General features: G+C 44.1%; 13 protein-coding genes. 3 read left to right on the top strand and 10 right to left on the bottom strand.

The features are described 5' to 3' along the window. Positions 1-2 precede the first annotated feature (2 nt). From NWE91_07580 to NWE91_07595, 4 genes are all read right to left on the bottom strand, one after another. Entirely contained in the window at positions 3-1,352 is a 1,350-nt protein-coding gene (locus NWE91_07580; GenBank protein MCW3986248.1) for a dihydroorotase family protein, read from the bottom strand. Positions 1,353-1,708: 356 nt separating this feature from the next. After that, a complete protein-coding gene (locus NWE91_07585; protein MCW3986249.1) occupies positions 1,709-2,632 on the bottom strand; it encodes a CBS domain-containing protein in 924 nt (307 codons plus the stop codon). A gap of 9 nt (positions 2,633-2,641) precedes the next feature. Continuing rightward, entirely contained in the window at positions 2,642-3,475 is an 834-nt protein-coding gene (locus NWE91_07590; GenBank protein ID MCW3986250.1) for a CBS domain-containing protein, read from the bottom strand. After that, complete coding sequence (locus NWE91_07595) at positions 3,438-4,016, bottom strand: CBS domain-containing protein (protein MCW3986251.1); 579 nt, start codon at positions 4,014-4,016, stop codon at positions 3,438-3,440. The genes NWE91_07590 and NWE91_07595 overlap by 38 nt, the downstream gene beginning before the upstream one ends. Before the next feature lie 424 nt (positions 4,017-4,440). On the opposite strand from NWE91_07595, the gene NWE91_07600 reads away from it, so the two are divergent. Beyond that, positions 4,441-5,805, top strand: a complete 1,365-nt coding sequence (locus NWE91_07600) for an NTP transferase domain-containing protein (protein MCW3986252.1) — start codon at positions 4,441-4,443, stop codon at positions 5,803-5,805. An 80-nt stretch (positions 5,806-5,885) separates the two neighbouring features. Here the strand turns inward: NWE91_07600 and NWE91_07605 are convergent, their stop codons facing one another. Further along, positions 5,886-6,386: a hypothetical protein gene (locus tag NWE91_07605; GenBank protein ID MCW3986253.1), complete on the bottom strand. Its 501-nt coding sequence runs from the start codon at positions 6,384-6,386 to the stop codon at positions 5,886-5,888. 78 nt (positions 6,387-6,464) lie between these two features. Continuing rightward, on the bottom strand, positions 6,465-7,079 hold the full coding sequence (locus NWE91_07610) for a hypothetical protein (GenBank protein MCW3986254.1): 615 nt from the start codon (positions 7,077-7,079) through the stop codon (positions 6,465-6,467). 699 nt (positions 7,080-7,778) lie between these two features. Here NWE91_07610 and NWE91_07615 point away from each other — a divergent pair. Then, the gene (locus tag NWE91_07615; GenBank protein MCW3986255.1) at positions 7,779-9,875 is read left to right on the top strand and encodes a proton-conducting transporter membrane subunit; all 2,097 of its coding nucleotides are present in this window, start codon (positions 7,779-7,781) and stop codon (positions 9,873-9,875) included. An 11-nt stretch (positions 9,876-9,886) separates the two neighbouring features. Further along, positions 9,887-11,341, top strand: a complete 1,455-nt coding sequence (locus NWE91_07620; protein ID MCW3986256.1) for an NADH-quinone oxidoreductase subunit M — start codon at positions 9,887-9,889, stop codon at positions 11,339-11,341. Here NWE91_07620 and NWE91_07625 read toward each other — a convergent pair. From NWE91_07625 to NWE91_07640, 4 genes are read right to left on the bottom strand one after another with little or no spacing between them, the layout of a single operon-like run. Next, entirely contained in the window at positions 11,325-12,815 is a 1,491-nt protein-coding gene (locus NWE91_07625; protein MCW3986257.1) for a proton-conducting transporter membrane subunit, read from the bottom strand. The genes NWE91_07620 and NWE91_07625 overlap by 17 nt on opposite strands. Positions 12,816-12,824: 9 nt before the next feature. Continuing rightward, positions 12,825-13,139: an NADH-quinone oxidoreductase subunit K gene (locus NWE91_07630; GenBank protein MCW3986258.1), complete on the bottom strand. Its 315-nt coding sequence runs from the start codon at positions 13,137-13,139 to the stop codon at positions 12,825-12,827. Continuing rightward, positions 13,136-13,408, bottom strand: a complete 273-nt coding sequence (locus tag NWE91_07635; GenBank protein MCW3986259.1) for a hypothetical protein — start codon at positions 13,406-13,408, stop codon at positions 13,136-13,138. Before NWE91_07635 ends, NWE91_07630 begins: the two co-directional genes overlap by 4 nt. Beyond that, positions 13,389-13,631 carry an NADH-quinone oxidoreductase subunit J gene (locus NWE91_07640; GenBank protein ID MCW3986260.1) on the bottom strand — a complete coding sequence of 81 codons (243 nt, stop codon included), beginning with the start codon at positions 13,629-13,631 and terminating at the stop codon, positions 13,389-13,391. Before NWE91_07640 ends, NWE91_07635 begins: the two co-directional genes overlap by 20 nt. Positions 13,632-13,723 lie beyond the last annotated feature (92 nt).

Genomic DNA, 13,723 nt, shown 5'->3' on the forward strand with positions numbered 1-13,723 from the left:
TTCTATCGCAAAGCTTGCCTGCGCAGGACTCTACCAACTCCTGCTTCAGCGACGATTTCTCCTTCATCCATAACCAATAGTCCATTTACAAACGTCTTCACTGGCATGCCCTTCACCTGGCAACCGTGAAAAGGAGAATATTTTGCCTTTGAACAAAACCTGCGCGCATCTATTTTGACTCGTCGATGCATGTCAACAACTGTGATATTGGCGTTGTAGCCTTCCTTTAAGAACCCGTCGCTGTTGAAGTGGAATATTTCGGCTGGTTTTTCAGCTGTCAACCTGACCAAATCATCCAAAGTAAGTTGCCCTTCATTCACTTTTGTCAAAAGCAACGGCAATGATGTTTCAAGTCCGGGAATTCCTGGCTTCACGTCCCAGACAGAATCTGCTTTTTTCTCGGTTACTAGGTGTGGTGCATGGTCGGATGCTATAATGTCAACTTGACCATTTCTTACTGTGTTCCAAAGCTCCTCTACAATGTTTTTGCTTCTCACTGGAGGGTCGGTAAGCAACATCGTGCCTTGTTGTTTCAAGTCTTCAGATGTCAATAGCAGCTGATGCGGCGTGGCTTCGCAGCTGACTCTCAACCCGTTTTTTCTTGCGTTATGAATGAGGCTAACTGCTTTTTTGGAGCTGATGTGACAGAAGTGAATTTGCACATTAGATTCGAAGGCGATTTTAAGGATTCTTTCAACCGCTTTAGCCTCTACTTCAGGCGTGTGTGCTTTGAGGTATGCTTCAACATCGTTATGCCCAAGCCGCTGTTCAGCCTTTGCAACATTCTCCACCGTTTCATTGTCTTCGGCATGAACCGCCACAGGAACTCCAAGCTCACTGACCCTATTGAAGGCGCGTAGCAAGGCTTCATCATCATTGATGTCAAGTCCTCCTATCTGAGCGGCAAGATAAAGTTTGAAAGCCACCGCCCCTTCTCTGACCACTTTGCCAATTTCGTCTAGGGTTTCAGGGAATGCAGAGTAGAAACCTACATTTGCCAATATGCGACGCTTAGCCACTCGCATCCGTTCTCTAAGAGAAGAGGAATCCACAGTTACTGGCTTGTTGTTAGGCATATCGAGAATTGATGTGATACCGCCTGCAATAGCAGCCGCCGTTCCAGTGAAAAAGTCTTCCTTAAAAGCCTGCAGTTGACCACGGAGATGAACGTGCACGTCAATCAAGCCAGGAAGCGCTAAACATCTGTTCAAGTTAATTCTATCAGAAGCAGGGGGCAAATTCACTTCCTTTGCAATCTTAACTATCTTGCCTTCTTCGACCGCAATTCCAGCGTCTACAATTTCGCCTTCACAGTAGACTTTCACGTTGTAAAGAACAAGGTCAACGGTCAAAGTTTTATTTCACCCATCTCTCCAGTTCCATGAGATACTTTGCTTCGCATCGGTTAAATACAAACTCGTCCCATTCCTTTTTTGGCTTGCGGTTTATGAGTGAATCTTGGTGAATGCATGGAAGAAAGTCTGATTATTTCAGCTCTCCCTTTCACAAATGCAATGAGCCGCAAGCCCCCTTTTTTGTCAGGTGTATTTGTCTATTTGTCCCTTTGTTTCCGGTTTGAATTTGTTGCAGGTTACATGTTCTGGGTCAACGTAATCGCATTTTTGTTGGCGCCAAAAGCAATCTTTAGAAATTAGGTAGTTGACGAAGCAGCAATCATGACATGACTTAAGAGACATGTGCAGGCGTTCTATTCGCTGATGAGTTTAAAGAAGTCACGTTCGGTAATTATACCAACCAGCCGTTCATCATCAACGACTAATAGTGCACCAATATTTTTTTCGTTCATGATTCTTGCTGCTTCACTCAAATCTGCGCTAGGCATAATGGTAATCAGGTCCTTGACGCCTATTTCTAAGGCAGGGGTTTGAAGGACTTGAAGCATGGTTCCGGAGCGTAGATGTTGGAATACTTTGCCCGACCCAAAGAACCTAACCACATCCATGGCAGTCACTATGCCAACAACTTTTCCATCAGAAATAATGGGTAGGCGGCGGAAGCTCTTTTCTGCCATTGTTCTTTCGGCTTCAAATATTGTCGTTCTAGGAGTTGCGGTTACCACGTTTTTTGTCATCAAATCGGCAATTTTGGCTCCACTTATTTTACTCTTAAAAATCCTTAGCATATCTCTTTCAGTGACTATAGCCCACACGCGGTCTGCATGGTCTAATATGGGTAAGCCACCTACGCCGTGTTGTTTCATTAGTCTAATTGCGTCTCCTATGGTGGCAGTGGTTTTAATGGATGGTGGATTTGATTGCATGATGGATTTAATTGATTCGTTTATTGCTTTGAAGAAGGAGCCTTTGAATTTTTGTTGGATTATCTGAAATTTTTCGCCTCCGCCAAAATAATTGACCATGTCAGTGCTCGTCACTATTCCTTGAAGCCTATTTGTTCCGGGATCTACGATTGGTATGCGGCGGAAACCTTCCGTCGCCATAATTTGAACAACGTCATAGACAGACGTTGTGAGCGACGCCGTGACGACTGAACGCTTTGCAATCGTCATGATTTCTCCTTCACGTGGCTTAGATGCGTGAGTCTTCAGTCTTACTGGTCCATCTCCCCGCAATGTCCGCCTGAAGCTTTCATTTTTTCTGCTATAAGACAATTTGAACCCTCAAACTAGTAATTTTGCGATATCCTCTCGATCTACGATGCCGACAAGCTCGCCTTTCTCGTCAACAACGGGTAACCGTCCTATGTTTTTTTCAAGTAGGAGTTCAGCAGCCTCTCTTATGGTAGATGTGGGCTTGAGCGAAAACACGGATGTTTTCATGACCGCAGAGATTTTCGAAGACTTCTTAAATCTGCCTTTCTTTGATTCAAAGGCAGGGAAGAAAGAGCCACTGTTAAGCATGTTAGTTTGGGTGATGATGCCCACTAGTCTTCCTTTTCTCACGACTGGGCAACCTGCAAGTTTGCGGTCTTGCATTTTACGCCAGACGTTGTCAATTTCCTCTTCTGGTGAACAAGTTACCAATTCACTTGACATGATTTCAAGGACGGGTTTCGAAAGTTTTTGAGAATCTTTTTTCAGAAAGGCAGCTATGAAGTTCTCCAGTTCCAGCATTCCCAAGTAAGTGTTATCTTGTGAAGATTTTACCACGGCTACATACCATTTATCGGAGCGGTTCATTTCTCTTAAAGCTTGCAAGGCGTCCATTTCCATGGTGGCGACGAAGGGTGGTGTTGTCATTATTCCTTTAATGCGTATTGGTGAGATGGACGATGTTATTGTCATAATGTTGCGGCGTGAAAGGGTGCCCACTAGGCGCTTTTCATCGTCAATTATTGGTAGAACTCTAAGGTTTTGGTTACGAAGAATGGCTCTTGCTTTTGTTGCGAGCTCGTCTGTGTAGAGTGAGGGATAGCTGTGGTTCATTATTTCTTTAACGAGCAAATAATCAGCCCTTTTAGTATTCACCTCGACTCTCAGTGCGGCAGTCCTCACAGAGAAATTCGCCCTCCATTTCCTTCAGTCGACTTGACCATTGTGCGCAACGGTCGCAATATCCAGCCATTGGAGGACTTTCTAAGGGTTCTTCCATGTTTCCGCCTTCAATACGGGCTTTCTCTTGAATTGTTTCAATGAGCTCTGGTGTGATGGCTAGAATATCTTTGCTTGAAATGATGCCAACGAGGTTGCCTTTGTAAATTACGCCGAGTCTTCGCACGTTAAGTCTGCTCATCTGCCTTGCTGCATTGCTGAGGGTTTCACTAGGGTTGATAGTGATTAAAGGTGTTGTCATAACGTCTTTTGCTATGAGTTTGCTGGGTAGCTTATTTTTGGCTAGAACTCGTGTTACAAGGTCTCTTTCTGTGATTATTCCCAGGGGCCTTTCATCTTTGTCAGTTATGATTATACAGCCTAATTGCTGCACTTCCATAAACTGGGCTACTTTATCAACTGCTTCGCTCTCGCCAACCGTGATGACGGGGCTAGACATAACGTCTTTGACGATCATTCGTGGTCTTAAACCGATTTCTGCCACTGCTATCCCCACATACGAGAATAAATGGAAGATTTATTAAAATGTTGTTCAACTCACATAGCTCGCGTGTTCAGGAAGGTTCAGCGAAACGGGTATTCAAGCATCTTTTTAGCTACTCATTTGCAGTTCTTATAGCTGACGAAATCTTTCCTTGAGGCTTTCAATGGAAATTCCCAGAACTTCAATATTTGCGACGTCCCCTTCGCCTAGCATGCATGCATGTCCCCAATCTTTTTTTCCAATTTTGGTGATTTTTTTCGTTATTTCCTGAGGGCAAGGCTTCCGACAGCTTTTTTAGTAGGGTTTTCCATTGTTTTCTAAAACATCTTACAATGCGCGTGTCTCTCTTTCCAATCTTAATACTTGCCTGTAGAAAGGCCTTTGCGGGCGTGCGCATCAATTAGATGGATCCTGTGTGATAGTTATGTTCACAAAGTATGAAGAAAACTACTCAGAAGCTTTAATATTAGCAGCGGGCGAAGGAAGCAGACTGAGAAAACATGCAAGACAAAAGGTTCTCCAGCCCATTGCAAAAATCCCATTACTTGGCAGAATCCTTCAGGGCTTAAAGGAAGCCGGAATAAAGAAAGTCCATATAGTTGTAGGATATGAAGGAGATAATATACGAGAGGAAATCGGAAAAACCTATTGTGGACTTGAAATTAACTACATAACAGCGCAAAACTGGGAAAAAGGAAACTTGTACTCTTTCATGGCGGCTAAAGGAATTTTCCAAAAGGAATTTATACTCTGCATGGGTGACCACATTTTTGATCCTCAACTTGTAAAATCTCTTATGAAGGCTAGCGTTGAAGACGTTCTGGTTCTTGCTACAGATAAAATAAGCCACTCACATGACGATACAAAAGTGCTAGAGAAAGACGGGGAAATTCTCAGCATTGGAAAAAAAATAGACAGTTGGAATTGCGTAGATACGGGATTTTTCCTATGCTCACCTAGAATGTTCGACTCTGGTGCTAAGGCAATGGAAGCTGGGGCATCAGAACTCGCTGAATGTGTTCGACTTCTTGCCACGAATGGATATGCACGAGTGGTCGATATAACTGGCAAACACTGGGTGGATGTCGATACAAGAAGGGACGTCGAACGTGCAAAAAAGCTGGTTGCTAAGCATTCCCAGAAAAAGCGTGGGCCATCAGACTTTATTGCTCATTACATCAACCGACCAATAGAGAATAAAATCGTCTATCTTATTTCAGATTCTCGGATTACTCCAAATCAGATAACCATTCTCTCGAATGTGCTGGCATATGCTGTAACTGCTCTATTTCTCTTGGGTCACCTCTTAACTGGGGTGATTCTAACATTCGTAGTAGGCATAGTAGACGGTTTAGATGGGAAGCTGGCGAGGACACGTGGTTGTTCAACCAAACTGGGTCTCATGGAACATGTGTTTGACTTGCTGTATGAGTTTTCATGGCTCATAGCATTAGCTTTCTTTCTAAGTGGCAGCCTAGGTTCAACACCGTTAATGATTGCTATATGTTCTATAACTTTCATTGCATTCTACAGGTTTTGCTACGACCAATTTGGAAGGGCCATGGGTGTTAGTTTGGATGTTTACGGGCCATTTGAACGTACTTTCCGCAGAGTGGCGGGAAGAAGGAACATCTACAATGTCTACATTTTAATAGGAGTCCTTCTAGGAATGCCATTTTACTCGCTAATCGGAATCTTGTTTCACTCTGCCTTAACAGCAGTGGTCTACGCTTACAGAGCAGCAGTTCACTTACACACAGCTGATAAAGCAAACATACACGCACAGTAAGCATCTTGACTATTCTTAAGAGGCGGAGTAACGCGCGCCCATTTCTGAGGAATCTTTTTCATACGCTTCCGCGCAAGGCTCTACGATTTCGATAGCCATTCCAAGAATTTGGGCAACAAAATTGGGAAGATTCTTAGAAGCAAGAAGAACGTCAAAACTAGCACTCCTATTAGGACAATGCCGTTAGCTGCTGGGTGAAAATTAGTTAGGAATGGGGAATAAAGTCCGTAAAAAATCAAGGAGCAGATGATGTATAGTAAGTGTGTAAATAATGTTGATGCATTTTCGTGATTAAGCCCTTTTGCAACACTATATTTTCTTGCCAGAAAGTAAGCAAATACGTCTATCAACTCTTTCAAACCTGGTAATGTCTTGACAATCGAAAGGCTAAATGCAAAAAAGAACAGCATAGAGACGAATACTCTGGTTTGCCAGTTTAAGGATTCAGCTAGTGGAATGAACACTAAAATGCCGAAAAGCCATATTAAGAGAGCAGCGAACAAACTAGCTAGTGTCTTTTGTCCACGCGATCTTAAGTATCTTATTGCTCTTTCAATTTCTTCCCTATTCTTAATCGTCATGTTGCACCCATCAATTTCTCGCGTTGTATAATAATTACTAAAAAGGGGGGCACGCTGTCGTTTTGTGTTAATTGTATGCTATTCTTTGCTCAATTTCTCTATTTCGTTTGCCATTTTTCCAGTGTATTTGCCGATTTCTGCCGCGATTGCTCTGGCACTTCTCCAAAGGGCGAAGATCGACCATAACACAATGAAAATGAGCAATATTGCAGGTATTGCAGCGTGGATCTTGGCAAGATAGTTGGCAAACAGCAAATAGCTCAGAACCACTACGACTACGTACAATATCCCGTCTAAGGCTGTTCGATAATGTTTGATTGATTCAATGTCTACGTCTCCACTTACTTTTCCGAACTGGTAAGCCAGTATTCCTCCTAGTCCACTAGTTAGTCTGCGGATGTCAACGAATACTGTGAAGATAATAATCGCCAATGCCGCAACGAAAATGGAGCTGATAATTGCGTCTACTGGATATCCAAAGAATATCTCTTGCATTCCTTCTGCGATAGGTATGATGACAAGGGTTCCAAACAGCCAGATAAGTATCGCAGCGCCGACGGAGAGTACTACGCGAGTGCCAACTTCCCTAACGGCCTTCGCGGACTCGAGATACATTTTCGCGCCGAAAGCCTCTATCCTTCTCTCTTCTAAGCCGTGTTCTTCTCTTTTAGGTTCATCTTTCTTTATACTCATTTTACCACTTCATTTGTGTGTGCATCTAAATCTACTCATAGAATATCGTCTAGCATAAAAAGCTTCAGGTGCGTGCTATGTTGTTTCATAATTTCATGCCGATACACACATATCTTAATCCAGATTTTTATCAACAATACATTTAGACTACTTATACTGAATATTTATTCCATACATGACGTTTGCAGCATCCGTATGCGTCATAGCTTTGCTTGTTTACTCCGCGTGCATCTTGGATTCGTTTATGCCGCAATGACAAGAAGAATCCAAGTATTCATGATGATACTCGGAATGTTCATTACTTTGACGTTAAAATGGTTGACATGATTGTGTGAAAGGAGGTATTTATAAACTGATTCACATTTACTTCGAGGCGATTATTTTGTCAGAAAAAACGCCGAAATTTGAGATCTGCGAAGATTCTGCTGGCATGCATTTCTCCATATTAGATTGAAACGCGCGCACATAGTCAAATGTTCATAGGCTAAGAGTGCTACGGAGAGACATGTTATTATGAAAATGGCAACTCCATCAGCCCTTTCCAAAATCTTTTCACGAGGCTTCCATCCTTCTGCTTTGAAAATGAACTTATAAATTGCATGATATTTATTTGTCTTTTAACCGTGTTTATCGATATTAAATATTTGAACTACTAAGCGCAATATACGTTATCTCAATGCGCTCTGCGAGGATGGTTTATTGCTTCCATATGCACCGTGGCTTTGTTGGCTTATTCCGATGATTGGGGCTCTGCTTACGCCACTCTTTGCCTCAGTACATCGTAAGCTGAGAGATTATGCGCCGGTGGCATTTGTTGGCGCTAGCGTCGTTTTTTCGCTCTCCATGGCACTCGACGTTTTCACAGGAAATGCAGTCAACTGGGTTAGCGGGGAAGTGTTGGGCAACATTCCTTTTGATTGGCAGATTCCGTGGGTCGGATCTCTCGGCCTAAATCTAGGGGTGCTGGTCGATCCGTTTAGCGTACTTATGGCTATTGTAGTCAGTAGTATAGGTTTTTTGGTCACCCTCTTCTCCGTAGGATTCATGCGTGGAGACCCCAGCTTGACTAGGTTCTGGTTTCTCATCCAGCTTTTCATCGCCGGATACTTGGTAATAGTGATAGCTGATAACCTCCTATTCATGTTCATAGGTTGGGAATTAGTTGGGATATGTTGCGCCGGCCTTGCAGCTTTTTGGTACAAAGACCCCAAGAAGGCGCATATAGGCTTGAAAACTTTCCTCGTCCTCCACGTTGCAGATGTGCTCTTGCTCGCGTCTCTTTTGATAATATATGCCTACTCTCACACTCTTAACATCATGGAACTCTCACAAAACAATAACTGGATGGGAGAATTATCAAGGTCTGGCTTGTTGTTTGTTACGGCCCTGATGTTCTTTGGTGGAGCCGTAGGAAAGGCAGCTCAGTTTCCCTTGCAAGAATGGCTTCCGGATGCACTAGCTGCCTCACCTTCCTCTTTTAACGCTCTAACTGAATGTCTGGCTGGTCCTTTTCTTATGGCTAGAGTCCTCCCAATTTTCCATGAGGCTTCCGTCATGGGATACAGTGGCATGATTAATTTCTTTTTAGTCATGACATTTGTGGGTGCACTCACAGCTGTGATTAGTGCTCTTATAGCGATCGTCCAAGTCAACATATTTAAAGTTCTTTCATATGGTATCTCAAGCGCGATCGGGTACATGATGGCAGCTTTTGGTTTAGCTGGATTAATGGCTGACATGAGCTGGGGATACTTAGCTGGCACCTTTCTCTTAACCATAGACTCCTTCGTCTCAGCGCTGCTATTCCTCTCTGCAGCGTATATTTCATATGCAGTTGGATCGGACAATTTGCACTATATGAGCGGGTTCAAAAGTAGGATCGCACATAGAAGCATGGAAGTGGGAGCTCTTGCTCTAGGAGGCATACCGCTACTAAGTGGTTTTTGGTGTGCGAATTGGATTCAAACAGTCGCTTTGGATTTTGCACAAGAGGCTGGCTTAAGAGGACAGTTCATGCTGATGGTTTCTGGCTACTTGATTTTTGCTCTGTTAATAATTGGAGCTGGAATAACAGCCTTTTACGCTCTCAGAATGCTGGGGCTTGTCTTCGGAAAGGAGAGTTACGGATCAGATGGAAAGGTTATCAAGAATCCCCCATTCTTAATGCGTAGTTCCCTTACAATAACCCTTTTAGTCACCGCATTCTTAGATTTTCTAGCAATTCTCCTCATCTGGCCCTTTAACAAGTTTCTTCTACCCCTACCATTCTTAGGGCAGTTGACTTTCAACAACATTGTTGAGGTTCTTGTATACCTTGTTCCTTCTATTAGTACGGTCTTAACATGTGTGGCGGTGGCGTTTGGAGGCTATCCAGCTTACAGAATTTACGTATCACACAAGGCTGATGCTAGGAGGTTGACGGAAAAATATCGGTTTCTGAAGGCAGCCCATAAGCTTCTGCTAAATCGCTTCTACATCAACGCATTCTATTATAAAGTCGCCTACTCCACATGTTTCCTTTCACATAAAATACATAACAGCTTAGAATATCGCATTGATGCGCTCAACTACTCCGTTGCAGGCTTCTTCAGAAGACTTTCCGAGGTTGTGTACAAGTACCCAGAACTTAGGGGCATTGACGCATTGAACTATTTAATAGCAAACCTTTTCACATCATTTTCTCAACGTTTCAGAAAGATTCAGACAGGTGTGTTGTCCTATAATATGATATTGGCTTTTATTGGAGCTACGTTACTAATAGTTCTGTTGTTCCTATTTGGAGGACATATTCCCTAGGAGAAGTCAACTTGATCCCCCACGCCCCCCTATTGGCAATCATTATCCCCATAATTTCAGCGGTCGCCCTTTATGTTTTTGGAAGGCGTGTCGAGAAGCATGCCGGATGGTTAGCGACGATAGCGGTCTCGCTATCCGTCTTTATGATTCTTTCAATGGTGACAGACCTCATTGAGCGAGGTTCCATACACTTTACATATGCATGGATCCGTACACCATCACTCAAGTTGACTTTCGGTTTCTGGGTTGACATGATTAGCTTTCCTGTTGGATTAATTGTTGCAGTTGTCAGTGCGCTCTCATGTTTTTACTCGATCAAGTACATGAAGGGTAAAAGTGGGCAAAGGGGCTATTACGCAAATCTATTGCTTTTCATGGCTGGCATGATCGGAGTAATACTTTCCGCGAACCTTTTGCAATTTTACTTCTTCTGGGAGTTGATGCTTGTTCCATCCTATTTCTTAATAGCTTTTTGGGGGACATCAAAAAAGAGGTTAGCCATCGGTTTCAAATACTTTATATTTACACATTTTGGATCGCTTTGTATGCTTCTTGGAATACTGTCCATCTATGTATTTACTGGCACCTTCGACCTTGCCGCATTGCCATATGCTGCCGTCAATATCCCTCCAAGTAGCATACTTCCAGTGTTTGTTCTGTTACTGATTGGTTTTTGCGTGAAAATGGCGCTCTTTCCAGTTCATACGTGGTTGCCTGATGCCCACGCTGAAGCCCCAGCGCCAATAAGCGCGATGCTGTCAGGCGCCATGATCAAGTGTGGCGCCTACGCCATCGCAAGGATTCTTCTTTCTGGATTTGGTCAAACAATGGTACAGACATCAGATGTCTTGATGGCTCTTGGGGTTATCACAATGATTTATGGTGGACTGTTAGCCCTTGCGCAGACCGACATCAAACGGTTGCTAGCCTATTCTAGTATTAGCCAGATGGGGTACATCTTCTTCGGACTTGCGACTTGGCTGCCCGACGCAACACTGGGGGCCACTGGCGGGCTCTTTCACGTGATTAATCACGCCATTTGTAAGGCTCTTCTCTTCATGTGTGCCGGCGCGATCATACACCAAACAGGGACGCGCAACATCAAAAAGCTGGGAGGCTTAGCTGGAAAGATGCCAATAACTTGTATCGCATCATTGATAGGCGCCTTGTCCCTAGCCGGAATTCCACCGTTGAACGGTTTTTGGAGCGAGTGGATGATTTTCTCAGGGGGAATCTCCTCTGGAAAAATTTTCATAACCACAATCGCAGTATTCAGCACTGTAATTACCCTTGGATACTACCTGTGGTTCGTCTGGAGAGTGTTCTTCGGAACTACCCCTAAAGAATTAGAGAACACAAAAGAAGCGTCTTGGCTATTGTATATTCCAATAGTTGTGTTGTCGGCAATCGCTTTCGTCTTAGGGATCTGGCCTGATATCATATTAAGGCTTATAGCATTAGGCTAATGTATCTCTGCACTTCCAATGCCGCTTTAGCTGCCTGTGAAGCCATAGTGATAAACGGTCCTGGATAGACTCCAATTATTATGCAGAGAGCTGCGAGAATGAAAGTGGGAATGAGCATAGATGCTGGAGCCTCTGTTGCTTTTTTGGACACCGCGGTAGGCTTTTCTAATAAGATTATGCGAATAACGCGGGTGTAGTAGATAACCGAAATGATCATGTTAGCGAGCATTAAGGCTGAAAACAGAATCATTTCGGCTTCTAGGCCTGCCGTCACGATCATCCACTCGCTCCAAAAACCGTTCAACGGTGGAATAGCCGAGATCGCAATAGCGCCGATGGCAAAAAACATACTTGTCATGGGCATCGTCTTCCTTATCCCCTTGAGCTTCCTAAGATCCTGTGTTTTCACTCGATGAATGAATGACCCAGCGCAAAGGAAGAGGAGCCCCTTCATAATTGCGTGATTCATGATATGGAACAAGCCTCCAGTAAATCCAGACAAGGATGCCATTGATAATCCGAAAATAATGTAACCCATTTGGGCAATAGTGCTGAAGGCGAGCAAACGTTTGAGGTCGTTTTGCCACAAGGCCATTATATTCCCGCCAAACATCGTGAAAACAGCGAAAACGGCTAGCGTTATTTGCCATACTGACTGCATAGAACCAAAAACGAGAATTAGAATACGGATGAGGGCATAAGCACCTGTTGGCACCATAACACCAGAAAGCACCGCGCTTATCGGGCTCGGTGCAGCTGAGTGGGCGTCTGGGAGCCACGTATGGAATGGGACGATGGCCGCTTTGATTCCGAAGCCGACTATGATCAATGTCAACGTTACGTAAAGCCATCCGTCAGGTGTAGCATTGTTAAGTCTGGCTGCCAGACCCGCGAAGTTCACTGTCCCAGTCATGCCATAGAGAAACGACATGGCTAGGAGGATGGTTGCACTTCCGGCAGCACTCATGATGAGGTATTTGAACCCGGCTTCTATCGCCTCCCATCTTTGCTTTCGAAAGGCAACTAATGCGTAGGATGTAAGGCACATGAGCTCCCAGAAGACAAACAGCGTAAAGAAGTCGCCAGCGAAGACAACACCTGTCATGCCAGCGATCATACCTAAGAGAAGCGTATAATACTCTGTTAACCCGGTGTCATGTTCCATATACCCAATTGAATAGACAACAGCAAATAACCCAGTTATCGTGAAAAGGGACGCCATAAAAACGCTGAGCATATCTATCTTTAGGCAGGCTCCTAGAGGGGGACTGAAAGGCAGTTGACCAACTATTAGGACGACACCTTTCTCAGCAACTTCCTTGTACAGTTCATAGAGAAAGTAGGCTGTGACTGAAAGCCCTAGGGCGGCATATATGCCCTGAATTTTTCGATTCGCCTTTTTGTATGCCACCCACCCAATCACTGGCGTTGTAATCGTGAATATGAGGAGGACATCCAAAGGCTGGGTAAACATCTTAGACCGTCAACCCCTCAACCGCCTTAGTTTTCGAACATCTAATGTGCCATAATGTCTGTAGGCGTAAGTGACGATTGTCAAGGCTACGCCAGTGATACAACCCGCGAACACTATTGACATAATCACAATGGCGTGACCGAGCGGGTCTATGTAACCCACAGTTCTGTATGCTGAAAACACAATGAAGGTTAAGTGGGCAGCGTTCATTAGGATCTCAACTCCGATGACAAGTCTGATCATGTTCCGCTTTGAAGCTAGACAATACATGCCAATGACGTAGAGGGCGATAGCACCTGCGAGGTAGTAGACAAGCGGAATCACTTTTTCTCCTCAACCCTTAACACCGCTACACAGCAAGCGGCCGCCGCGAACAAAACAAATGCCTGTGCAATTAGGTCGATTAACCGATAAGTCCACAGGAACCGGCTAACCTCTGGCCCTATTGCAGTTGTTTCAGTTTCAATGAGTTCTGCAGATGGACTTGCATATTCGAAGGCTGGAAATCCATACCTCACGATCAGCATGGAAAAAACCAGTACAACTAAGGCGACAGTTGTTAAACCAGCTACTCTAACCCAGTCTATTTTCATTTTGTGGCTTCTCCTTCCTCGCCGTTAACATAACGGTGGCTATGAAGAGAACGATCACAGCCCCTGTGTAAACCAATAGCTGAAAGACAGAGACATACGGTGCGTTCAGCAGCCAAAATAATGCTCCTATGGCGGTGCACATCCCACCCATGCAGATGACAGCGTGAAGCATGTCCTTCAGTTCAACGGTCAACAATGCCAGCAAAACCGTTAAGACTATCAAAGCAATCTGCAGTAGATCATTAAGCGTTAAATCTCTCTCCCATCATCTTTGTATCAGAAGACTTTGGAAGCTCTCTTTTAAGAGTTTTCACC

It is taken from the genome of Candidatus Bathyarchaeota archaeon (assembly GCA_026014805.1).
In the GTDB taxonomy this organism is placed as follows: Archaea; Thermoproteota; Bathyarchaeia; order Bathyarchaeales; family SOJC01; genus JAGLZW01.

Excerpts from the sequence above, each read along its gene's own strand:
- NWE91_07600 (MCW3986252.1), top strand. The coding sequence starts at position 4,441 with ATGTTCACAAAGTATGAAGAAAACTACTCAGAAGCTTTAATATTAGCA.
- NWE91_07605 (MCW3986253.1), bottom strand. The coding sequence starts at position 6,386 with ATGACGATTAAGAATAGGGAAGAAATTGAAAGAGCAATAAGATACTTA.
- NWE91_07610 (MCW3986254.1), bottom strand. The coding sequence starts at position 7,079 with ATGAGTATAAAGAAAGATGAACCTAAAAGAGAAGAACACGGCTTAGAA.
- NWE91_07625 (MCW3986257.1), bottom strand. The coding sequence starts at position 12,815 with ATGTTTACCCAGCCTTTGGATGTCCTCCTCATATTCACGATTACAACG.
- NWE91_07635 (MCW3986259.1), bottom strand. The coding sequence starts at position 13,408 with ATGAAAATAGACTGGGTTAGAGTAGCTGGTTTAACAACTGTCGCCTTA.